Annotated in this window: 20 protein-coding genes; 9 read left to right on the top strand and 11 right to left on the bottom strand. The window is 72.0% G+C overall.

The genetic code is table 11. From position 1 onward, the window contains the following. The first annotated feature begins 83 nt into the window (after window positions 1-83). Both AB0J69_RS55590 and AB0J69_RS55585 read left to right on the top strand, forming a co-directional pair. On the top strand, window positions 84-1109 hold the full coding sequence (locus AB0J69_RS55590; protein WP_364136271.1) for a saccharopine dehydrogenase NADP-binding domain-containing protein: 1026 nt from the start codon (window positions 84-86) through the stop codon (window positions 1107-1109). Continuing rightward, window positions 1106-1945 (top strand): NAD(P)H-binding protein, encoded by an 840-nt coding sequence (locus AB0J69_RS55585; RefSeq protein ID WP_364136269.1) that lies wholly within the window; start codon window positions 1106-1108, stop codon window positions 1943-1945. Before AB0J69_RS55590 ends, AB0J69_RS55585 begins: the two co-directional genes overlap by 4 nt. A gap of 47 nt (window positions 1946-1992) precedes the next feature. Here AB0J69_RS55585 and AB0J69_RS55580 read toward each other — a convergent pair whose 3' ends face one another. From AB0J69_RS55580 to AB0J69_RS55540, 9 genes are all read right to left on the bottom strand, one after another. After that, window positions 1993-3708: an ABC transporter family substrate-binding protein gene (locus AB0J69_RS55580; RefSeq protein ID WP_364136267.1), complete on the bottom strand. Its 1716-nt coding sequence runs from the start codon at window positions 3706-3708 to the stop codon at window positions 1993-1995. Continuing rightward, window positions 3705-5774, bottom strand: a complete 2070-nt coding sequence (locus tag AB0J69_RS55575; RefSeq protein ID WP_364136265.1) for an ABC transporter ATP-binding protein — start codon at window positions 5772-5774, stop codon at window positions 3705-3707. The genes AB0J69_RS55580 and AB0J69_RS55575 overlap by 4 nt, the downstream gene beginning before the upstream one ends. Continuing rightward, entirely contained in the window at window positions 5771-6610 is an 840-nt protein-coding gene (locus AB0J69_RS55570) for an ABC transporter permease (protein WP_364136263.1), read from the bottom strand. The genes AB0J69_RS55575 and AB0J69_RS55570 overlap by 4 nt, the downstream gene beginning before the upstream one ends. A 1-nt stretch (window position 6611) precedes the next feature. Then, window positions 6612-7589, bottom strand: a complete 978-nt coding sequence (locus AB0J69_RS55565; RefSeq protein WP_364136261.1) for an ABC transporter permease — start codon at window positions 7587-7589, stop codon at window positions 6612-6614. 355 nt (window positions 7590-7944) lie between these two features. Next, complete coding sequence (locus AB0J69_RS55560; RefSeq protein ID WP_364136259.1) at window positions 7945-8925, bottom strand: aminoglycoside phosphotransferase family protein; 981 nt, start codon at window positions 8923-8925, stop codon at window positions 7945-7947. Next, window positions 8907-10220 carry a four-carbon acid sugar kinase family protein gene (locus AB0J69_RS55555; RefSeq protein ID WP_364136257.1) on the bottom strand — a complete coding sequence of 438 codons (1314 nt, stop codon included), beginning with the start codon at window positions 10218-10220 and terminating at the stop codon, window positions 8907-8909. The genes AB0J69_RS55560 and AB0J69_RS55555 overlap by 19 nt, the downstream gene beginning before the upstream one ends. After that, window positions 10217-11488 (bottom strand): RuBisCO large subunit C-terminal-like domain-containing protein, encoded by a 1272-nt coding sequence (locus tag AB0J69_RS55550; RefSeq protein WP_364136255.1) that lies wholly within the window; start codon window positions 11486-11488, stop codon window positions 10217-10219. Before AB0J69_RS55550 ends, AB0J69_RS55555 begins: the two co-directional genes overlap by 4 nt. After that, a complete protein-coding gene (locus AB0J69_RS55545; RefSeq protein ID WP_364136253.1) occupies window positions 11481-12155 on the bottom strand; it encodes an aspartate/glutamate racemase family protein in 675 nt (224 codons plus the stop codon). Before AB0J69_RS55545 ends, AB0J69_RS55550 begins: the two co-directional genes overlap by 8 nt. After that, complete coding sequence (locus tag AB0J69_RS55540; RefSeq protein WP_364136251.1) at window positions 12152-12844, bottom strand: FCD domain-containing protein; 693 nt, start codon at window positions 12842-12844, stop codon at window positions 12152-12154. The genes AB0J69_RS55545 and AB0J69_RS55540 overlap by 4 nt, the downstream gene beginning before the upstream one ends. A gap of 156 nt (window positions 12845-13000) precedes the next feature. Here AB0J69_RS55540 and AB0J69_RS55535 point away from each other — a divergent pair, with 156 nt between their 5' ends. The 6 genes from AB0J69_RS55535 to AB0J69_RS55510 are packed head-to-tail and all read left to right on the top strand — an operon-like array spanning window position 13001 to window position 18476. After that, window positions 13001-13717, top strand: coding sequence for a FadR/GntR family transcriptional regulator (locus tag AB0J69_RS55535; protein WP_364136249.1), 717 nt, complete (start codon window positions 13001-13003; stop codon window positions 13715-13717). Between the two features lie 33 nt (window positions 13718-13750). After that, on the top strand, window positions 13751-14515 hold the full coding sequence (locus AB0J69_RS55530) for an enoyl-CoA hydratase-related protein (RefSeq protein WP_364136247.1): 765 nt from the start codon (window positions 13751-13753) through the stop codon (window positions 14513-14515). 1 nt (window position 14516) lies between these two features. Continuing rightward, on the top strand, window positions 14517-15707 hold the full coding sequence (locus AB0J69_RS55525) for a CoA transferase (protein WP_364136245.1): 1191 nt from the start codon (window positions 14517-14519) through the stop codon (window positions 15705-15707). After that, on the top strand, window positions 15695-16729 hold the full coding sequence (locus AB0J69_RS55520; protein ID WP_364136243.1) for a hypothetical protein: 1035 nt from the start codon (window positions 15695-15697) through the stop codon (window positions 16727-16729). The genes AB0J69_RS55525 and AB0J69_RS55520 overlap by 13 nt, the downstream gene beginning before the upstream one ends. After that, the gene (locus AB0J69_RS55515; protein ID WP_364136241.1) at window positions 16726-17430 is read left to right on the top strand and encodes an SDR family oxidoreductase; all 705 of its coding nucleotides are present in this window, start codon (window positions 16726-16728) and stop codon (window positions 17428-17430) included. Before AB0J69_RS55520 ends, AB0J69_RS55515 begins: the two co-directional genes overlap by 4 nt. Continuing rightward, on the top strand, window positions 17427-18476 hold the full coding sequence (locus AB0J69_RS55510; RefSeq protein ID WP_364136239.1) for an aldose 1-epimerase family protein: 1050 nt from the start codon (window positions 17427-17429) through the stop codon (window positions 18474-18476). The genes AB0J69_RS55515 and AB0J69_RS55510 overlap by 4 nt, the downstream gene beginning before the upstream one ends. Here the strand turns inward: AB0J69_RS55510 and AB0J69_RS55505 are convergent. Beyond that, on the bottom strand, window positions 18473-19312 hold the full coding sequence (locus AB0J69_RS55505; protein ID WP_364136237.1) for an amidohydrolase family protein: 840 nt from the start codon (window positions 19310-19312) through the stop codon (window positions 18473-18475). The two genes, AB0J69_RS55510 and AB0J69_RS55505, sit on opposite strands and share 4 nt — an antisense overlap. Window positions 19313-19364: 52 nt before the next feature. Here AB0J69_RS55505 and AB0J69_RS55500 point away from each other — a divergent pair, with 52 nt between their 5' ends. After that, window positions 19365-21779 (top strand): glycoside hydrolase family 95 protein, encoded by a 2415-nt coding sequence (locus tag AB0J69_RS55500; protein ID WP_364136235.1) that lies wholly within the window; start codon window positions 19365-19367, stop codon window positions 21777-21779. On the opposite strand, the gene AB0J69_RS55495 is transcribed toward AB0J69_RS55500, so the two are convergent. Then, the coding region (locus AB0J69_RS55495; RefSeq protein WP_364136233.1) for a hypothetical protein at window positions 21763-22035 on the bottom strand (273 nt) is incomplete at its 5' end. The genes AB0J69_RS55500 and AB0J69_RS55495 overlap by 17 nt on opposite strands.

The raw sequence follows: 22035 nt of genomic DNA, 5'->3' as shown, positions 1-22035 counted from the left end.
CGTGCTCCCATTGACTTACATACTCGCGGTACGTAACTTCGAGACTAGTTACGTACGCCGAGTATGCAACATGGAGGTGAGTCATGTCCTCACCGCACTTCGCCGTCTACGGCGCCACGGGCCACACCGGGCGCCTGGTGGCGGCCGACCTGCTGGCCCGCGGCCGGGAGGTCATCCTGGCCGGCCGCGACGGCGGCGCGCTCAAGGTCCTGTCCGACGAGCTCGGCGGGGCCCCTACGCACCAGGCCGCGATCGACGACCCCGGCGCGTTACGGGAGCTCGCCGGCCGGGCGGCCGTGCTGATCCACTGCGCCGGCCCGTTCACGCACACCGGCCGGCCCCTGGCCACCGCCGCGGCCGAGGCCGGCTGCCACTACGTGGACCACGCCCTGGAGCAGCACCACACGAAATGGATGTTCGACGCCATGCGGGAGCCCGCGCGGCGGGCGGGCATCACCATGCTCACGGCGACCAGCTTCTACGGCGGGCTGGGCGACCTGCTCGCCGGCGCGGTGGCTGCCGGCATGACCGGGATCGAGCGGGTGATCACCGCGTACGCGGTGAGCGGCTGGCGCCTGACGACGGGGGCCAGGAAGACCGCCGAGCTGCTGTTCGCCGAAACCCAGCGGATCACGTACACCGACGGCGCCCAGCACGTCGGCTACGTCGAGCCGCGCAACGCCGTCTTCCCGTTCCCGCCGCCGCTCGGGCCGCGCACGATGATCGCCCCCGTGCCGTTCTCCGAGGTCGTCACCGTGCCCAGGCACGTGGCCACGCCGCGGGTGGAGGCGCAGCTCACGGCGCACACGTTCGAGGAGGAGCAGGCGTTCACCAGCGAGCACGTGGACGCGGCCACCCGGGCGGGCTCCGCCTTCACGGTCGCCGCGCAGGTGATCGCGGCGGGCGGCGGCCGGGCCGGGCAGGCGCGCGGGCGCGACCTGTGGCGCATGAGTGCCTTGACCTCCGTCGAGGCCGCGGTCCGGCTGGCCGGCGGCCAGGGCCCCGGCCCCGGCGTGTTCGGCCCGGCCGAGGCGTTCCCCGCCGAGGCGTTCCTGCGTGACCTGGAGCGGCTCGGCCTGTTCACCCTCAACCTGCCGGAGGAGAGATGATCCTGGTGACGGGCGCGGCCGGAGGGCTGCAGGGATCGACCGGGCGGCACGTCGTCGACCTGCTGCTGGAGCGCGGCGAGGCGGTGCGGGCGTTCGTGCGTTCCGACGACCAGCGGGCCGCGGAGCTGCGCAAGCTCGGCGCGGAGGTGGTGGTGGGCGACCTGCGCGAGATCTCGTCGGTGCGGCCGGCCATGCGCGGGGTCAGGCGGGCGTTCTTCACCTATCCGGTGACGGCGGGCCTGCTGGACGCCGCCGCCGCGTTCGCCGCGGCGGCCAGGGAGGAAGGCGTGGAGCGCGTCGTCGAGGTGTCGCAGCTCGACGCCTCGCCCGAGGCGGCCACGCCGCGGATGCGCCGGCACTGGGTGGCCGAGCAGGTCTTCGACTGGGCCGGGGTGGGCGCGGTGCACCTGCGGGCCGGGGTGTTCTTCGAGAACCTGGCCGTCGTGGTGGCCGCCGCCGGGCGGCTGGCGCTGCCGCTGGGCGCTCCGGACACGTGGATCCCGCTGGTCGCGGGCCAGGACGTGGCCAGGGTGGGCGCGGGGCTCCTGCTCGATCCCGCTCCGGCCGACCCGGTGTGCCTGGTCAACGGGCAGATGGTGACGGTGGGCGAGGCGGCGGAGGCGTTCGGGGTGGAGTACGCCGACGTGCCGCCGGAGGCGTGGGCGGCGCGGGCGATGGAGGTGTACGGCGACGAGGTCGCCGTCGAGCACCTGTCCCACCTGTGGGCGCTCTTCCGCTTCATCGGTCACGGCGACCACCCGCTCTACCGGGTCACGGAGAGCATCGAGCGCCACGGCGGCCGGCCGCCGATGACCCTGCGCGAGTTCACCGGATAAGCGAAGACCCCCGGCCGGAGACGGCCGGGGGTCATGCCAGGACGGGATCAGCCGGTGAAGCCGACGGCCGTCCAGTCGTAGTACTTGTAACCGCGCGCGCCGAAGTTGGCGAGCGTCTTCTTGGCCGCCCAGATGTCAGGACGCTGGTACAGCGGGATGGTGTGCACCATGTCCCAGATCAGCTTGTCCGCGGCGTTGGCCAGCTCGATGGCCTTGGCCGGGTCCATCTCGTCCACGGCCGCCTGGATGGCGGCGTCCACGGCCGGGTCACTGGCCTTCGGGAAGTTGCTCTCGGAGCCGGTCTTGTAGATCTGCGGCATCGAGCCCAGCGGCAGCGGCGTGCCGATCCAGGAGAACGGCACCAGGTCGAAGTCACCCTTGATGATGAAGTCGTTGAAGAACTTGTCGACGGGGACCGGGCGGATCGTGACCTTGATCCCGGCCTCCTTCAGCATGGCCTGGGTGAGCTCACCCTCGGTCTGCGAGACCGGGGTCGCCGTCGGGATGACGAAGCTCAGCGCGAGCTCCTTGCCGTCCTTCTTGCGGTATTCACCCTCCTGCTTCCAGCCGGCCGCGTCGAGCAGCTGCTTGGCCTTCTCCAGGTTGTACTTGCCGAGGTCGCCGGAGTTGTCGACGTAGCCCTTGTGGTTGTTCATGAAGACGTGGTTGCCGAGCGTCTGCAGCGGCCACTCCATGTCCTTCAGGTCGGACTGGGTGATCACGTCACGGTTGATCGCGTACTGGACGGCCTGGCGGACCGTCTTCTCCTTCAGGAACTCGCTCTGGTTGTTGACCGTGATGTGCCGCCAGTTCGGGCTGAGCGCCTTGCGGATCTCGGCGTTCGGCACCTCCTTGGCGCGCTTCAGGTCGGCCGGGGCACCGGCGGCGATCTCCACGGCGTCGATCTCACCGTTGGCGAACGCGTTCACCTCGGCGGCCGGGTCCGGGATCGCCCGGTAGATGAGCTTGTCGAGCTTGGCCTTCTTGCCCCACCACTTGTCGTCACGCACGAGGGTGAGCGTCTTGGTGCCCTCGTCGAGGGACTCCACCTTGAAGGGACCCGCTGTCGCCGGGATCTTCTGGTTGTAGTCGTTGTCGTACGCGTCGGGCGACGAGATGTGCTCGGCCGGGAACAGGTGCGAGGTGCCCCGGTTGAACAGGCCCTGCCACTCCGAGTACGGCTTCTTGAAGGTGATGACGGCGACCTTGTCGGAGTCACCCTTCTCGACCGACTCGATCTTGTCCCAGCCGTCCGTGGAGGCCGGCTTGAACTTCTTGTTCTCGCCGTTGTTGGCCTTCCACGCCGCCTCGAGGTCCTTCCACGTCATCGGCGTGCCGTCCGACCACGTGGCCTTCTCGTTGATCGTGTAGGTGACGACCTGCTTGCCCGACGACATGTCGTTCTTCACGTCGGCCAGGTAGTCGGGGTTCGGCGTGAAGGTGGCGTTCTCGTCCGCCATCATCAGCTGGGGCATGATCGGGTCCAGCATCGTCGCCGTGTCGGCCTGGTTGCCGTCGACGTGGTTGCCGTTCCACTGCGTCGGCCACTGCCCGATGGACAGGGTGAGCGTGCCGCCGTCCTTGACCTGCTCGTACGGGACGGGGTTGATGCTGATGGCCGGGGTCTCGGCCATCTGCTGCTGAGCCTGCTTCGACTGCTCGGTGCTCGGCTGCTTGTTCTCGGTGCCGCCGCCTCCGCCACAGGCCGCCACGGCCATGGCCAGGACCGCCAGCCCAGCGGCCGCACGGTAACGAACCTTCACTCTTCCTCCTGATTTTCCGAGGCCGTGATGACCTCGATCTCCTCCGCGTAGTGGCAGGCTGCGCCGTGGTCCACGGCGTTCGCCAGCCGGGCAACCGAGGGCTCCTCGTCCACACACCGCCGCCGTTCCGCCTCACTGAGCTGGGCGAACTTGGGGCAACGGGTGCGGAATCTGCACCCGGACGGGGGGTCCGCCGGGCTCGGCAGGTCGCCTTCGAGCAGGATCCGCTTGCGGGTGCGCTCCATCTCGGGGTCGGGCAGCGGGATCGCCGAGAGCAGTGCCTGCGTGTAGGGGTGGGCGGGGTGGTCGTAGACGTTCTCGACCGTCCCGATCTCGGCGATCCTGCCCAGGTACATGACGGCCACCCGGTCGGCCAGGTGCCGGACCACGGCCAGGTCGTGCGCCACGAACAGGTAGGACAGGCCCAGCCTGTTCTTCAGCTCCTCCAGCAGGTTGATCACACCTGCCTGGATGGACACGTCGAGCGCCGACACCGGCTCGTCCAGCACCAGCAGCTTCGGCTCCAGCGCGAGCGCGCGGGCGATGCCGATGCGCTGGCGCTGACCTCCGGAGAACTGCTGCGGGTAGCGCTCCGCGTGCTCGGGCGCGAGCCCGACGAGCTGCAGCAGCTCGGCCACCTTGGCGGACACGTCCTTCTCGCCGTGCGCCCGCAGCGGCTCGGCGATGATGTCGCCGATCGGCATGCGGGGGTCGAGGGCGGCCATCGGGTCCTGGAAGACGATCTGCAGGTCGCCGCGGAGCGCCTTGCGCCCCGCCTTGTCCAGCGTGGCGCTGTCCTTGCCGAGCACGACGACCCGGCCGCCCTGCGGCGGCTGGAGTTGCATGATCTGCTGCAGCGTGGTGGTCTTGCCACAGCCGGACTCGCCCACCAGGGCCAGCGTCTCGCCCTCGGCGATGTCGAGGCTGATGCCGTCCACGGCGAACACCGTGCCGACGCGGCGCTTGAAGACCGCGCCCTTCATCAGCGGGTAGTGCCGGATCAGCTGGTCGAGCTCCAGGACGGTGGCGCGCTCGGTGCGCGGCACGCGGACCACGTCGCTCGGCGGGATGACCGGCACCGGGAACACGTCGGCCCCGGTCAGGCCCTTGTGCTCGATCTCGTGCGAGCGGATGCAGGCCACGTGGCGCCCGCCGCCGAAGGGGGTCAGCGGCGGCTCCTCGTCGTCGCACATCTCCACCTTCATCGGGCAGCGCGGCGCGAACGGGCAGCCCGGCGGCAGCGACGCCGGCGACGGCGGGTTGCCCTCGATGGGGACGAGCGCCCCCTCCTCGCCGTCGATCCTGGGGATCGAGGCGAGCAACCCCATGGTGTACGGCATCCGCGGCCGGTAGTAGATGTCGTCCACGGGCCCCTGCTCGACCGGCCGGCCCGCGTACATGACCAGCACCCGGTCCGCCATGCCCGCGATGACGCCCAGGTCATGGGTGATCATCACGATGCCGGCGCCCGTCTCCTGCTGCGCGGTCTTGAGCACCTCCAGGACCTGCGCCTGGATGGTGACGTCGAGCGCGGTGGTCGGCTCGTCGCAGATCAGCAGGTCGGGGTCGTTGGCGATGGCCATGGCGATCATCGCGCGCTGCCGCATGCCGCCGGAGAACTCGTGCGGGAACGCCTTGGCCCGCAGGTTCGGGTTCGGGATGCCGACGAGGTCGAGCAGCTCCACGGCCCGCTTGGCGGCCTTGTCCTTGCCCATCTTCTGGTGGACGCGCACGGCCTCGGCGATCTGGTCGCCGATGGTGAACACGGGCGTGAAGGCCGACAGCGGATCCTGGAAGATCATGCTGATCGCCTTGCCGCGCACCTTGATCAGCTCGTCTTCCTTCAGCCCGAGCAGCTCCTGGCCGTGCAGCTTGACCGAGCCGCTGACCACGGCGTTCCGCGGCAGCAGGCCCATGACGGCCAGCGAGGTCACGGACTTGCCGGAGCCGGACTCGCCCACGATGCCGAGCACCTCGCCGCGCTCGACCTCGTAGCTGACGCCGCGCACGGCCTCGATGCCGCCGGGGAAGGTGACGGTGAGGTCCCTGACCTCCAAGATGCTCACGAGTTGCTCCCCGGGTCGAGTGCGTCACGCAGGCCGTCGCCGATCAGGTTCACGCTGAGCACCAGGGCGACCAGCAGGCCGGCGGGGAAGGCGAACAGCCATGGGTAGCCGGTGGCGTTGCCGGAGCCCTGCGCGATGAGCGTGCCCAGCGAGACGTCGGGCGGCTGGATGCCGAAGCCGAAGAAGGACAGCGCCGCCTCGCCGATGACCGCGCCACTGACGTTGAGCGTGGCGTCGATGATCAGCAGCGAGGACAGGTTGGGCACGATGTGCCGGAAGATGATCTTCCAGCGCGGGATGCCCATGTAGACGGCGGCCTGGACGTACTCCCGCTCGCGGAGCGAGAGCGTCATGCTGCGCACCACCCTGGAGGTGATCATCCAGGAGAACGCGGCGAGCAGCACCACGAACCAGATCCAGGAGCCGTCCCGCAGCCGCGGCGAGATGATCGCGATGACCAGGAAGCTCGGGAGGACCAGGAGCAGGTCCACACCCCACATGAGCACCTTGTCCACCCAGCCACCGAAATATCCGGCGAAGGCGCCCACGATGGCCGCCAGGCCGGTCGAGATCAGCGCCACCAGCAGGCCGATGACGATGGACTTCTGCATGCCGCGGAGCGTGACCGCGTACATGTCCTGGCCGATCGACGTGGTGCCCCACCAGTGGTCGCCGTCCGGCGGCGACAGGAAGGACAGGAAGTCCTTGTCGGTCCACTCGTACGAGCCGAAATACGGCCCGACGTACGCCAGCCCCACCAGCAGGACCAGCGCGATGAACCCGTAGCGGGCCTGCTTGTTGCGCAGCAGGCGCCTGAGGACGACTTTCGAGCGCATGTCAGCTCACCCGCACCCGAGGATCGAGGGCCGCGACCAGGAGGTCCGAGAGGAAGGCGGCGGCCAGGATGCACACGGCCGCGAAGAAGGTGACCGCGGCGACGGAGTTGACGTCGTTCTGGTTGATCGAGTCGACCAGCCAGGCGCCCATGCCGTGCCAAGCGAAGATCTTCTCGGTGAAGGTCGCTCCGGTGAACATCGTCCCGAACGCGAAGGCGAAGTACGTGGCCGAGGGGATCAGCGCGGTGCGGAGCGCGTGCTTCGTCAGCGCCGTCCTGCGGCGCAGGCCCTTGGCCATGGCCGTGCGGACGAAGTCCTGGCCGAGCACGTCGAGCATCATGTTGCGCTGGATCCGGCTGTAGAAGGCGATCGAGCCGAGGCTGAGCGAGATCGTCGGGAGGATCAGGTGGTTCAGCCGGTTGACGAACTGGTCCCAGCCGGACAGGCGCGGGTTGTACTCGCCGGTGTACTCGATCAGCGTGAACCCGAGCCCTCTGTTCAGGTTGTACGTGGCGATCGCCAGCAGCGTCGCCAGCACGAACACGGGGATCGCCATGACCACGAAGGAGCTGACACCTATTAACCGGTCACTGAGCTTGTACTGCTTGACCGCGGAGATCGCGCCCAGCGCCACGCCCAGGGCGAAGCCCACGATCGTGCCGATGAGCAGGAGCCGGAGGCTGACCATGATCCGACGGCCCATCTCGCCGTTGACCGAGCCGCCGTTCCAGGTCCTGCCGAAGTCTCCGGTGACGACGCCCTTCGCCCAGGTCCCGTAGCGAACCAGCACGGGGGTCTTGTCGTTCAGGTTGTAGGCATCGAGTGTGGCGTCGATGACGGACTCGGCGACCGGGGGCTGGCGGCCCTCGTACGCGGCTCGCGGGTTCATGGTGGTGGCCGCGAGCATGTACGCCAGACTGGCCGCTATGGCGACCAAGATCACGTTTATTGCCAACCTGCGGAGCAGGTACTTGCCCATTACTCTCCGTTCGCGCTGACCGAGGGCGCGAGCTTCCGGATGGAGAGAAGCGCCCCCTCAACGAAAACCCATCCCGCCTCGTGAAATTCACTTGTCGGCGGGATGGCGATCAACGCGCAGAATATAAGCAAAGATATAACAGTCAGAAACTGAGGAATATAACAGTCAGGTCACTCACAAAAGATCGCCGACCCCTGTCGGCCCCCTGCGAATCCGGCCTCGACCTGCGGAAACTCCCCCTACCACATGGCCGCGAACGCCACCCTCAGAAGCACCTGTGTCACAGAATCCGGACATAAATTGACGACCGGCACGGGTGATCCACATCATATTCGTTGACGCGTGAGTGTGAGCGTCAATCGATCTCGGCGAGCACGGCGGCCACGGCGTCATAGGACTCCCTGACCCGATCGGCGTGTCCGTGGCGGTGCCGCTCCAGCCGGACGGCGCCGAGATGGCGGATCTCGTAGATCGACGAGCGCCACACCGCCGCCGGCGCGCGGTCCGGCTCGCCGTACGCCTCCCAGAACGCCAGGCGCTCGTCCTGCCTGGCCGCGGCCATCCGGATGGTCCAGTCGGCGGCGGGGTCGCCCCACCAGGTGCGGTCCAGGTCGAGCACCCCGGTGACCGTGGGCTCCGGGGCCTCGGCGGCGATCATGACGTTGACCGTCCACAGGTCGCCGGTGAGCAGGCGGGGCTCGGTGATCTCGTCCAGCACGTCGTGCCGGTCGGCCGCCAGGTCGGCGGCCTTGCGCAGGTCGGCGCCGTCGAGGCCGGCGTTCTCCAGGTCGGCCGCGATCTCGGTCAGGGAGCCCGTGACGGCCTGGCTCCAGGTGTCGTACCGGGGGTCGGCGACCGGGCCGAACCGGGGGCCCCGTACGTCGTGCACGGATCGGGCGATCTCCCCCAGGCGGCGGTAGAAGCCCGTCCAGAGCGGGCGCGGGTAGCCGGGCAGGCGCTCCGGGGCGGGGACCCCGTCGAGGAGCGTCTGGACCAGGTAGTCGCGGCCGATCAGGTCGTGCGACCAGTCGGCCGCCACGATGCGCGGCATGAGCGGGGCGATCAACGAGAGGTACGGCACGGTGGCGTACTCGTTGCGCATGAGCTGCCGCTCCGAGGCGAACTGGCGGGCCGGCTCCGGCGCGAACCGCATGACCACCGGGCGGTCCTGCCCGGCGACGGTGACCTTGTAGGTGTTGTTGTACATGCCGAGGCCCAGCTCGACGGCGGAAAGGGCGTCCCGGCCGAAGACGCGGCGGCTGATCTCCTGGAGGTGGCGGGCGGTCACGGGCTGCTGGAACGCCTCGCCGGGGCGCTCTATCGGCTGGAAGTCCATCGCGCCATCATGCCCGAGGCGCTCAGGAAGAAGTCGTCCCCGCCCACCTGACCGCCCTTGAGCGCCACTTCAAGCCCGTCGCAGGCGGGATCGTCCGAGGCCAGGACGCACACGGGACCGCCCACCGCCAGGCAGGCCACCACGTCCAGCGCGTACGCGCCGAGTGCGGCCACCACCTGCCCCGAGGTGTCTCCCCCGGCCACGACCAGCCGCCGCACGAGCCCGGCCCGGACCGTCTCGGCGGCCACCCGGCCGAGCAGTTCCCCGAGCCCGGCGGGGTCGCGGGCGGGCCCGCGCGTCGACTGCACGATGGTGTGCCGTCCTTCGCGCAGGCTCTCCCCGGCCCGCGCGATCACCGCCGGCCCCTCCGCCACGTCCAGCACCGCCCACCCGGCACTCTCGGCGGTGTCGATCTGACGAGCGGTGACCGGCGACCGGCTCCCCGAAACCACCAGCACCGGCCCCACCGGACCCCGCGCCGCCCCGGATGGCTCCGGCACCGCGGGACCGCGCGCCACACCCGGCGGTGACCCAGCGGGACCGCGCGCCACGCTCGGCGGTGGCGCGGCGGGGTCCGGTGCCCGGCCGGGGGTGGCCAGGGCTGAGGCCAGGGCGTAACTCAGGCCTCCCGAGCCGACGCAGTAGAGCGTCCCTCCGGTGGTGGCGTCGGCGAGGAGGAGGCGGCCGAGGGACCGGAGGTGGGCCTCGGTCATCGCGTCGGCGACGAAGGCCGCGTCCGCGCGCCTGGCCCGGTAGGCCGGCTCGGGCGCGCCGGCCGGCAGCCAGCCGGTACGCCCCGCGCCCTGCTCGGTCAGCCGGACCCGGAGGTCGGCCTCGGTCGCGGGGGTGACCGGGTGGTCGCGCGCCGGCGGGTACCGGTCGAGGCGGACCACCTCGTCCCCCGCCCGTACGAAGTGGTTGCCGAACCACGTGTAGCGCCCGAACTCGGGCTGCGCGGCCAGCACCGGCACCGCCCGCCCGGCCAGCCCCTCCCGGTGCAGGGCCGCGACGACCGCGCCGATGCTGCCGTGCCCGGGTGCGGAGTCGAAGGTCGAGCAGACCTTGTACTGCACGACCAGGGGCCGGAGTCCGGCCACGGCCCTGAGCGCCGGCAGCGCCCGCGCCACCGGGTCGGCCGCCGCCCGCGCGGTGGTGGCGATGCCGATGACGTCGTCCGCGTCGTGCAGGCGGGTCACGTCCGTGACGAGCGACCCGCTGAGACCGAACCGCCGGAACTGCCACAGCGCGTCCGTCGCGCCCGTGAAGTCGTCGGCCACGAAGGCGACCAGCGTCACGACCGCACCGCCCCGCCGGGCCGCGCCGCGACCCTCCCGCCGAAGTGCCGCAGCGCGGTGGCCAGCTCCGGCTCGTCCACCTCGTGCAGCGGCACGCCGGCGACGGTCGCCGCCCACGCCTGGCGGATGCTCGTGATCCCGGCGGCGGGCCCGTCCGGGTGCCCGAGCACGCCCCCGCCCGCCAGCACCAGCAGGTCGGTGGTCCCGGTGCGCTCCAGCGTGACCGGCGCCGTCCCCGCCCACTGCGCCGACGACAGCACCGGCAGGCAGGGAAAGCCCCCGAGCAGCGGCTCGCGGACCGCCGCGACCATCGCGGCCACGTCGTCGTCCGTGACGTAGAACTTGCTGTGGAACCCGCCGCAGTGCAGGTGGTCGATGCCGGTCAGCCGGGCCAGCTTCTGGTACGCCACGTGCCCGATCCCCAGCCCCGGATGCCGGGCCAGCGCCCCGATGCCGGTGACGTGCGCGTGGATCGGCACCCTGGCGTGCCGCCGCAGCATGGCGACGGCCGGGAAGCCGACGACGTTCAGGTTGACCATCACGCAGGTCCCGCCGGCGGCCACCACCAAGTCGTGGTTGCGCAGCATCCGGTCGGGCTCGTCGCTGATGTTGAAGGCGTACATGGGCCGCCGCCCCGTCCGCCGCTCCACCTCGTCGAGCGCCCCGGTCACGGCCCTGATCCGCTGCGCCAGCGGCGCGGGCGGGCAGTCGGCGTTCACCTCGTCGTCCTTGATGAAGTCGGCCCCCGCCAGCCCCAGCTCCAGCACGAGGTCCACGTAGTCGGAGGGGCGCAGGCCGACATTGGGCTTGACGATGGTGCCGATCAGCACGCCCTCGGGCCGCCCGGTCAGCCGCCGGGTGCCCGTCACGGCGAACCCGGCCGGCAGGTACGCCGCCCCGAACGCGGCGGGCAGCTCCAGGTCGACCAGCTTGAGCCCGGCCAGCTCGCGTAACTCGTACAGGTTGCCCGCGACCACGGGGAACAGGTTCGTCAGCGAGGGCCCGGTGTTGTCCAGGGGGAACCCGATCCGCACGAGGGCGGCGCGGGCCGGCCCGGCTCCGCGCGAGCCCGGCAGCGGCTCGGCGGCCGGGGCGGGGATCTCCGTCATGTCCAGCACCACCGCGCTGTGGCGGGCGCGCAGCTCGGCGGTCTCCCCGGCGACGCTGACGAACGTGCCGGTGCTCTGCTCGCCCGCGATCGCGCTCACCGCCTGCTCCAGCGGGAGGCGGGTGACCACCCGGTACGTGGCCACGGTCAGCTCACGCATGGGCCGCCCCAGGTCGCGCACGGAGCTCCCGTTCCAGGTGCTCCATGGCCAGCAGTGGGCTGGCGAGGACCGGCACGCGCTCCTCGACCGTCCCGGCCACCCGGGCCATCGACGCCTGGGCCAGCACGATCACGTCCACCTGCGCGCCCAGCTCGGCCAGCGCGGCGGCCACGCGCGCGTCGTGGGTGGCGGCGTCGCCGCTCATCAGGGCCTCGAACGCGCCCTCGCACACCCGCGCGGTCAGCGCGATCTCGGCCCCGGCCGCCGCGGCGCGCCGGCGTACCAGGTCGGCGGTGGGGTCGAGGGTGGTGGACAGGGTCGCGAGCACGCCGATCCGGCGGCCGAGCGCCACCGCCCGGTCGGCCATCGGCCGGTCCACCCGGGTCACCGGCACGCCGGTCAGCGGCTCGGCCGCCTCGACGGCCGCGCCGATCGAGGAGCAGGTGACCAGGATGTGGTCGGCCCCGGCGGCCTCGGCCGAGCCGATGTGCCCGGCGACCCGGCGCGCCGTCTGAGGCGTGAGCCGGCCGGCGGCGACGGTGTTCCTGATCAGGCTGTCGTCGACGATGTTGAACGTCTCGACGTCCGGCAGGTGCTTCGCGCACAGCTCGGCGAACACCGGCACCAGCGTCGCCGAGGTGTGGATGAGTCCCAGGGTTGTCGTCATGGCCGCTCCATCCGAGGTTCGGTGAACAGGTCGTGCCAGGCCCGGAAGTGGTCGTCGCTGGCCCGCCCGGCGGCGTCCTCGTCCCTGGCCAGCAGCGCTTCGTAGAGGGGCCGGTGGGCGGCCACCGACACCTCCTTGTCGCGCGGGTGGTTCTTGAGCCGGTCACGGCGCTGACGCACGGCTCGGAAGAGCACGCCGGTCATCGCGTCGGCGAAGAACGTCAGCGCGGCGTTGCCGGTGGCGTGCAGCAGCGCCTGGTGGAAGGCGAAGTCGGCGCGGTCGATGTCGTCGGCGGTGGCGGCGGCCTCCATGTCGGCCAGGGCCTTGCCGACGTGGGCGATGGCGACCGGGTCCCCCTTGCGCGCCGCCTCCCTGGCGGCCTGCCGCTCGAGTGCCACGCGGACCGAGTGCAGGGACTCGATGCTGAGGTGGCTGGCCGACAGGGCCAGGTCGAGGGCGAACTCCAGGCCATGCGGGGCCAGGCGCTGCACGTAGGTGCCCGAGCCCTGGCGCCGGCTCAGCACGCCGAAGCCCTCGAGCAGCCGCAGGCGGTCGCGCAGGGCGGTCCGGCTGACGCCGAGCCGCTCGGCCAGCTCCCGCTCGGGCGGCAGCCGGGCGCCCTCGCCGAGCTCGCGGATCAGGCCGGACAGCGCATCGGACAGCGCATCGGAGACGGGGTCTGCGGCCATGGCGAGCACTCCAGGCAGATTGGTCGTACCACTTGACCGAAAGGTACTACCAAGTCGCCGCGATGTTAACCCTCCAGTCGCTTCATCAGATGAAAATTTAGCTTCATCCGATGAAAGGCTATGAAAACCGGCGCGCCCGGGATAGCGTGCGGAGCCGTGGCAACTGATCCTCAGCGGGACTCGGCCCGGCACGTCCAGGTCGTCCAGGCCCTCGGCGCCCGCATCGTCGGCGGCTCGCTCGTCCCCGGCACCGCCATCCCCATCGAGGAGGAGCTGGTCGGCGAGCTCGGCGTGGGCCGCTCCGCCGTGCGGGAGGGTGTGAAGGTCCTGGCCGGCAAGGGCCTGCTGGAGACCAGGAGGAGCGCGGGCACGATCGTGCGCCCCCGCGAGTCCTGGAGCCTGCTCGACGCCGACGTGCTGAGCTGGCGGTTCGAGCCCGAGCCCCGGCCCGGGGACATCCGGGTGCTGGCCGACCTGCGGGTCGCGCTGGAGCCCGGCGCCGCCAGGGTGGCGGCCGAGCGGGCGGACGCGGCGGCCGTGCGGCGCATCGACGAGGCCCTGGCCGCGCTCTACGCCACGGCCGACGACCCCGAGCCGTTCATCGAGGCCGACCTGGCCTTCCACCAGGCGGTCTTCGCCGCCGCCGACAACGACCTGCTGCTCTACGTCTACGAAATGATCAGCATCGCCCTGCGGTCCGTGCGCCAGGTGCACACCCGCTCGGTGGCGCACAACAAGGAAACGCTGCCCGGTCACGAGCGCGTGGCCCAGGCGATCAGGCGCCGCCACCACCGCAAGGCCGAGGAGGCCATGCGCACGGTGGTCGAGGTCGCCCGCGCCGACGCCGAGCAGCACGTACGTCTCTGCTGCTAGAAGCTGTCACCAGCTGTGAGAAAAGAGCTCCACTTGGACGTCCTCCTCGACGTCGACGGCCCGGTCGCCGTCGTCACCCTCAACAGACCCGCCAAGCTCAACGCCATCACCCCCGACATGGCCGCCGCGCTGCGCGCGTGCCTCGCCCGGGTGGACGCCGACCCGGACCTCCGGGTGGCCGTGCTCACCGGCGCGGGCGAGCGCTCCTTCTGCGTCGGCAGCGACATCCGCGAGCTCGACGAGTACGCCACCCCGTGGGAGTTCCGCAACCGGGGCGACTACGGCGACGCCGTACGCGCCCTGCGCAAGCCGATCATCGCGGCCGTCAACGGCTACGCCTACGGCGGCGGCCTGGAGCTGGCCATGGCCTGCGACATCCGGCTGGCCGCCGAGACCGCCACGTTCGCGGCGCCGGAGATCAAGCTGGGCTGGATCGGCGGCAGCGGCCAGTCGGCCCTGCTGGCGCACGCCGTCGGGCCGACCAACGCGGCCACCATGCTGCTCACCGGCGACCCGGTCGACGCCACCCGCGCGCAGGCGTGGGGGCTGGTCACGGACGTGCATCCGCAGGACGAGCTCATGAAGGCGGCCAGGACGCTGGCCGGCACCATCGCCAAGCGCCCGCCGATCGCCGCCCAGACCGCCAAGGCCAACCTCAGGGCGGCCTACTCGATGCCGATCGACCAGGCCATCCAGTACGAGCGCGACCTGCAGACCGTCTGCTTCGCCACCGCCGACGCGGCCGAGGGCAGGGCCGCCTTCGCCGAGCGCCGCGAGCCCGTCTTCGAGGGGCGCTGACATGGGCGTGCTCGACGGCTACCGCGTGATCGACCTGTCCATCGCGATGGCCGGCCCGCTGGCCGCCATGCGGCTGGGCGACCTGGGCGCGGACGTGGTCAAGGTGGAGCCGGTGACCGGCGAGTGGCAGCGGCACGCCCCCGCGGGCGGCGCCGCCGGCAACCGGGTCAACGCCTCGTTCCTGTCGCTCAACCGCAACAAGCGCAGCCTCGCCGTCAACCTCAAGTCCGACGAGGGCCGCGAGATCGTGCACCGGCTGGCCGCGACCGCGGACGTCTTCCTGCAGAACTACCGGCCCGGCGTGGCCGAGCGGCTCGGCATGGACTACGGCACGATCAGCGAGCTCAACCCGTCCATCGTGTACGTCTCCATGTCCGGCTACGGCGAGACCGGCCCGTACATCTCGCGCCCCGGCCAGGACCTGCTGCTGCAGGCCATGAGCGGCGCGATGCTGAGCACGGGCCGCGAGGGCGACCCGCCCGCGCCCGCCGGCTCGTACGCGATCGACGCCATCACCGCCTACAGCGCGTTCGAGGGCGCGCTGGCCGCGCTGCTGCACCGCGAGCGCACCGGCGAGGGCCAGCGGGTGAGCGTCAACATGCTGGACGCGGCCGTCGCCGTGCAGATGCAGGAACTGTCGATCTACACCGTCGGCGGGGTGCCGCAGCGGCGCGGGCGCGAGCCGCACGGCCACACCTACATCCGCGCCCCCTACGGCGTGTTCGCCACCAAGGACGGCTTCATCGCGCTCGGCATGCCGCGGCTGGACGACCTGGCCGTGGCGCTGGACCTGCCCGAACTGGCCGCGATGGACGGGGACGCCGACGGCCACACGCGGCGCGACGAGATCACCGCGCTCGTGGCCGGCCGCCTGCCCGAGCGCACGACGGCCGAGTGGCTGGAGATCTGCGCCCGCCACGACCTGTGGGCCGGCCCCGTGTACGGCTACGCCGACCTGGTGAACGACCCCCAGGTCAAGCACAACGGCTCGTTCGTCACCTACGAGCACCCCACCGAGGGCACGGTCACCACGCCCGGCTTCCCGTACGGCCTCAGCGCCTCCCCGCCCCAGGTGCGCAGGGGCGCCCCGCTCGTGGGCGAGCACACCAGGGAGCTGCTGGCGGAGCTCGGCTACTCCGGGGAGCGCACGGCCGAGCTGGTGGCGGAGGGCGTGCTGGCATGCGAGGACTGACCTGGGACCACCCGCGCGGCTACGCCCCGCTGGACGAGCTGACGCGGCTCGACCTGGCCGGGGACAACCCGTACGGGCCGGTCCCGGAGCCGATCGAGTGGGACCGCCAGCCGCTCGAAGGGTTCGAGTCGGAGCCGATCGCGAAGCTGTGCGAGACGTACGACGTGCTGGTGATCGACCATCCGGGGCTGGGCGCGGCGGTGGACGCGCTGGTGCCGATGGAGGAGCTGTTCGCGCCGGAGGAGCTGGCCGGGCTGCGGTTCGCGGGCCGCTCCTACGAGAGTTACCACCTGGACGGCCGCCAGTGGGCGCTGCCCCTCGACGCCGCCACCCAGGTGGCCGCGGCCCGGCACGGCGTGACCGTGCCGGGGACGTGGCCGGAGGTGGCGGAGCCGGCCCGCGGGACGCGGATGGCGTTGTGCCTGGGCGGGCCGCACGCGTTCCTGATGTTCTGCGCGCTGTGCTCGGGCGACTTCCTCGACCGGCAGGCGGGCGAGCGGGCTCTGGAGCTGATGTCGGAGCTGCTCGCGTCGTCCGACCGGGAAGTGTCGCTGCTCAACCCGATCGGCGTGCTGGACGCGATGGCGGCGGGGGCCGTGGACTGCTGCCCCCTGCTCTACGGCTACGCCGGCTACCCGCTGGCCTTCTCCGACGCGCCCGCCTGGCCCGGGCAGGCGCCGGGGAGCGTGCTCGGCGGCACGGGACTGGCGGTCTCGCGGCGGCGGGCCGGGGAGATCCGCGAGGCCGTCCGCGCCCACCTGCTCCGCCTGGTGTCGGACCCGGTGCAGACCGGGCTGTTCCCGGCCACCGGCGGGCAGCCCGCCTCGGCCGCGGCCTGGGCGAGCGGCGGCTTCTACCGTGCCACCCGGGCCACCATGGACGCCGCCTGGATCAGGCCGCGCTTCCCCGGCTACATCGCCCTGCAGGAGCGGTCGTCGGCGCTGATCCGCGACGGGCTGCTCGCGAAGAAGCCCGCCCGCGACCTGCTCACGGATCTGCACGAGGAATGGAGGAACACATGACCACGGCCCTCGTCACCGGCGCCGCCGGAGCGCTCGGCCGCGCGATCGTCCGCCGCCTGACCGCCGACGGCCACCAGGTCGCCGCGCTCGACGTGGACGCGGGCGGCCTCGAAGGCACGCTCAACCTCAAGACCGACCTGCGCGACCCGGCGGCGATCGAGGCCGCGTTCGCCGAGACGGCCGCGCGGCTCGGCGACGTCGGCATCCTGGTCAACAACGCGGCCGTCTACCCGGCCCGGCCGTTCCTGGAGGTGCCGCCGGCCGAGTACGACGACGTCGTGGCGGTCAACCAGCGCGCCTACTGGCTGTGCGCCCAGCACGCGGCCCGGCACATGACCGGGCTGGGCGGCGGCGCCATCGTCAACATCGCCTCGATCACCATGCACGGCGGCTGGTCGGACCTGGCCGCGTACGTGTCCACGAAGGGCGCGGCGGCCGCCCTCACCAGGGCGCTGGCCCGGGAGCTGGGCCCGCGCGAGATCCGGGTCAACTGCGTCTCCCCCGGCGCCTTCCCGACGGCGGCCGAGGAGATCCACGAGGACCCCGAGGCGTACAACCGGATGGTCCTGGAGCGGCAGTCGCTCCAGCGGCGCGGCACGCCGGAGGAGCTGGCGGCCGTGGTGTCGTTCCTGACCGGGCCGGACGCCTCGTTCGTCACCGGGCAGAGCATCGAAGTCAACGGAGGGTGGGTGATGGCATGAGGCCGAACCGCAGGCGGCTGGCCGAGCTGACGGGCGACCTGAGCGCGGCCGGCGGCGTCCGGCTGGTGACGCTGGGCGACGGGGTCGAGCGCGGGATCAGGACGCTGGAGTTCAGGACCGGCACCGGGCTGGCCTTCGACGTGCTGGTGGACAGATGCATGGACATCGGGCACGCCGAGCACGCCGGGCGGTCGTTCGGCTGGCGCTCCCCCACCGGCTTCCGGCACCCGGGGCTGCACGAGAACGGCGACGAGGACGGGCTGTCGTGGCTGCGCTCGTTCTCCGGGCTGATCGTCACGGCGGGGCTGGACCACACGCTGTTCGGCGGCGAGGTGCCCGCCGACGGCTACCGGTACCCGCCGCGCGAGACCGTACGTCACGGGCTGCACGGCCGCGCCGGCAACCTGCCCGCCCGGCTGAGCGGCTACGGCGAGCGGTGGGACGGCGAGCGCTGCGTGCTCTGGGCCGAGGGCGAGGTACGCCAGGCCGCGGTGTTCGCCGAGAACCTGCGCCTGGTCCGCCGGATCGAGGCCGACCTCGGCGGCGACGAGATCCGGCTGGTGGACACGGTCACCAACGCCGGGTTCGAGCCGGCGCCGCACATGTACCTGTACCACATCAACCTGGGCTGGCCGCTGCTCGACGAGGGCACCCGGTTGGAGGCCGACATCCGCGAGACGCTCTGGCAGAGCGACAGCGTGGCCGAGCAGAAGGCCGACCACGTCACCTTCCCCGGGCCGGTGCCGGGGTTCGTGGAGCAGGTGTACGAGCACGCGCTCGTCCCCCGGCCCGACGGGCTGCACCGCGTGGCCGTGGTCAACGAGCGGCTGGGCATGCGGGTGGCGGTGGAGTGGCGAGCCTCCGAGTTCCCGTACTTCTTCCAGTGGCTGAACCTGCGCTCCGGCAACTACGCGGTCGGGCTGGAGCCGTCCACGCACCACGTGTCGGGCGACGCGGCGGCCCGGCAGGACGGCAGCATGATCTGGCTCGGAGCGCAGGAGTCACGCACGTACCACACGACGTTCCGTGTCGAGTCCGCGTCCTAGAGCCGGCTCTGGAGCCGATACGCCCGCTGCGCCGTCCCGGCGAAGACGTCGGCCCGCTCGCTCTCCGACAGCCCGGCGCACAGCTCGTCCGCGGCCCCGGCGACCCGCTCGTACCCGGCCGCGAGCAGGCAGACGGGCCAGTCGGAGCCGAACATCACCCGATCGGGACCGAACTCCTCCAGCACCACCTCCGCGAACGGCCGCAGGTCCGCCACCTGCCAGCCCTCCCAGTCGGCCTCGGTGACCATGCCGGACAGCTTGCAGTAGACGTTCGGCCGGGCGGCCAGCTCGCGGATCCGGCCGCGCCACGGCTCCAGCTCGCCGGCCGCGATCGGCGGCTTGGACAGGTGGTCGAGCACGAACGTCAGCTCGGGCAGGGCGGTCACCGTGTCGATGGCGGCCGGGAGCTGGTCCGGCAGGGTGAGCAGGTCGTACGCGAGCCCGGCGGCGGCCACGGCGGCCAGCCCGCGGCGCACGTCGGGCCGGTTGAGCCAGGCGGGGTCGGGCTCGGACTGCACCCCGTGGCGCACGCCGACCAGCCCCGGCGGCAGGGCGGCCAGCGTGCCGGCGGTGTCGGCCGCGGTCAGGTCGATCCATCCGACCACTCCGGCGACCAGCTCCGACCCGGCCGCCAGGGCCAGGAACTCCCGGGTCTCGTCGAGGTCGGGCAGCACCTGCACCAGCACGGTCGCGTCCACGCCCGCGGCGGCGGCCGGGCCGGCCAGGTCGTCGAGCGTGAACGTGCGGCGTACGGGCGCCATCTTCGCGGAGTCCAGCCAGGCGTGCGGGCGGACGGACAGGTCCCAGACATGGTGGTGGGCATCGATGCGACTCACAGCACGCAAGCTAGCAGACATCCCATGTTTTCCCCCAGGAACAGGAGCAACCGTGACCAACGACGGCTACACACGGCGAGGCGTACTCACCACCGGGTTAAGCGCGGCGGCCGGATCCCTGCTGGTGAGCGGCGTCGCCGCCGGCCCGGCCAGGGCGGGCACGCAGGGCAACCCGCTCACCCTCTGGTACACCCGCCCGGCCGCGCAGTGGCTGGAGGCCCTGCCGGTCGGCTGCGGGCGGCTCGGCGCGATGGTGTTCGGCGGCGTGGAGAGCGAGCGGCTGCAGCTCAACGAGGACAGCATCTGGGCCGGCGGGCCGCACACCTACGACAACCCCGAGGCGCTGACCGCCCTCCCGCAGATCAGGCAGTGGGTGTGGGAGGACAAGTGGCAGGCGGCGCAGAACCTGGCCGACCAGAAGTTCCTGGGCAGGCCCAGCGAGCAGGCGCCGTACCAGGTGCTGGGCGACCTCACGCTGACCTTCCCCGGGCCGGCCGAGTTCACCGACTACCGCCGCGAGCTCGACCTCACCAGGGCCGTCACCACCGTGACGTTCGTCCGTGACGGCGTGCGGCACACCCGCGAGGTCTTCGCCAGCAACCCCGACCAGGTCATCGTCGTCCGGCACACGGCCGACAAGCCCGGCTCGGTGACGTTCCGGGCGGCCTTCTCCAGCCCGCAGACCTCGACCGCGTCGTCCCCCGGCCGCGCCACGATCGCGATCGACGGGATCAGCGGCGACACCCAGGGCCTGAAGGGCGAGGTCCGCTTCCGCGCGCTGGCCAGGGCCGAGGCGAAGGGCGGCACGGTCACCTCCGACGGGGGCACGCTGGACGTGGCGGGCGCGGACGAGGTCACGCTGCTGATCTCCATGGGCTCCAGCTACCGCAGCTTCAAGGACGTCGGCGGCGACCCGGAGGAGGTGGCCGGGCGGCATCTGGTGCGGGCCGGCGGGCAGCCGTACGAGGTGCTGCGGCGCAGGCACGTACGCGACTACCAGGAGCTGTTCGGGCGGGTCGAGATCAACCTGGGCACCTCGGAGGCGGTCGCGCTGCCGACCGACGAGCGCATCGCCCGCAAGCAGCTCGACACCGACCCGCAGCTCGCCGCCCTGTACTTCCAGTACGGCCGCTACCTGCTCATCTCCTCCTCCCGCTCCCCCGGGTACGCCGCCAACCTGCAGGGAATCTGGAACGACTCGCTCACGCCCGCGTGGGAGTCGAAGTACACCATCAACATCAACTGCGAGATGAACTACTGGCCGGCCGCGCCCGGCAACCTCATCGAGTGCATGGACCCGCTGTTCGACCTGATCAAGGACCTGGCGGAGACGGGCGCGCAGACCGCGCGCACGCAGTACGGGGCCAAGGGCTGGGTGGCGCACCACAACACCGACGGCTGGCGCGGGACGGCGCCCGTGGACTTCGCCTTCTACGGCGTGTGGCCGACCGGCGGCGCGTGGCTCTGCCTGACGTTGTGGGAGCACTACCTCTACACCGGTGACGAGCGGCGGCTGCGCGAGCACCTCCCGCTGATCAAGGGCTCGGTGGAGTTCTTCCTGGACACGCTGCAGACCGACCCCAGGACCGGATACCTGGTGACCAACCCGTCGCACTCGCCCGAGGTCGGCCACCACGAGGACGGCGGCGAGAACGTCAGCATCTGCGCGGGCCCGACCATGGACATGCAGATCCTGCGGGACCTGTTCGGGGCCTTCGAGGAGGCGTCGGAGGTGCTCGGGGTCGAGGCCGACATGCGGGCCCGGGTCAAGGAGGCGCGGGGGCGGTTCGTGCCCAACCAGGTGGGGCACCTCGGGCAGATCCAGGAGTGGCAGGAGGACTACCGGGGCGACGCCGCCCTGTCGCGCAGCCGGCACATCTCGCACCTGTGGGGGCTGTTCCCGGGGCACCAGATCGACCCCCGCCTGTCCCCGTCCCTCGCCGCCGCCGCGCGTCGCACCTTGGAGCTCCGGGGGGAGGCGGGGGCGGGGTGGTCGCTGGCCTGGAAGATCAACTTCTGGGCGCGGCTGCTGGACGCGGCGGAGGCGTACAAGCGGCTGGGGAACCTGCTGGTGCCCGCCCGTACGGCGCCGAACATGTTCGACCTGCACCCGCCGTTCCAGATCGACGGCAACTTCGGCGGCACCTCGGGGATCACGGAGATGCTCCTCCAGAGCCACGGGGACCAGGTGCACCTCCTCCCCGCCCTGCCGGCCGCCTGGCCCGCCGGGTCGTACCGGGGCCTGCTCGCGCGGGGCGGCTTCGAGCTGGACGTGGAGTGGGCCGGCGGTGCGCTCCGACGGGCCCGCATCCGCTCCACCCTCGGCCGCCGCCTCACCCTCCGCACGGCCGGGGCGGTCACGGTCACGGAACACGGCCGCCCGGTCAAGATGGAACGACCGGAACCGGGGGTGGCGGTGCTCGAAACCCGCCGCGGGGCGGCGTACGACGTCACCCCGTCGGGCTGACGGCACCACAGCCGCCCCGGAGGCCGCAACACACGCCCACCCTGCCCCCGCCCGATCGCCCCGCCCCGCCACGCCCCGCCGCATGCACGTCCCCGCAGGCGGGAAGCCAGGGTGCGCCCAGCTCCCAGCCTGCGGTGGGCGCGAAGCATGCGCGCCCCCGCAGCGTGCCGCCACGTGGCGTGGGCGTGTTGCCCTCCTCCAGCAGGGCCAGTGCGACCGCGGGCGGCGCCGGCCCCGGCGGGCACAGGGCCACCAC

It is taken from the genome of Nonomuraea sp. NPDC049709 (genome assembly GCF_040674815.1).
Taxonomy (GTDB): Bacteria; Actinomycetota; Actinomycetes; order Streptosporangiales; family Streptosporangiaceae; genus Nonomuraea.
Note: the sequence above shows the minus strand (reverse complement) of the source record. Positions and strands in the feature narration are given on the sequence as shown.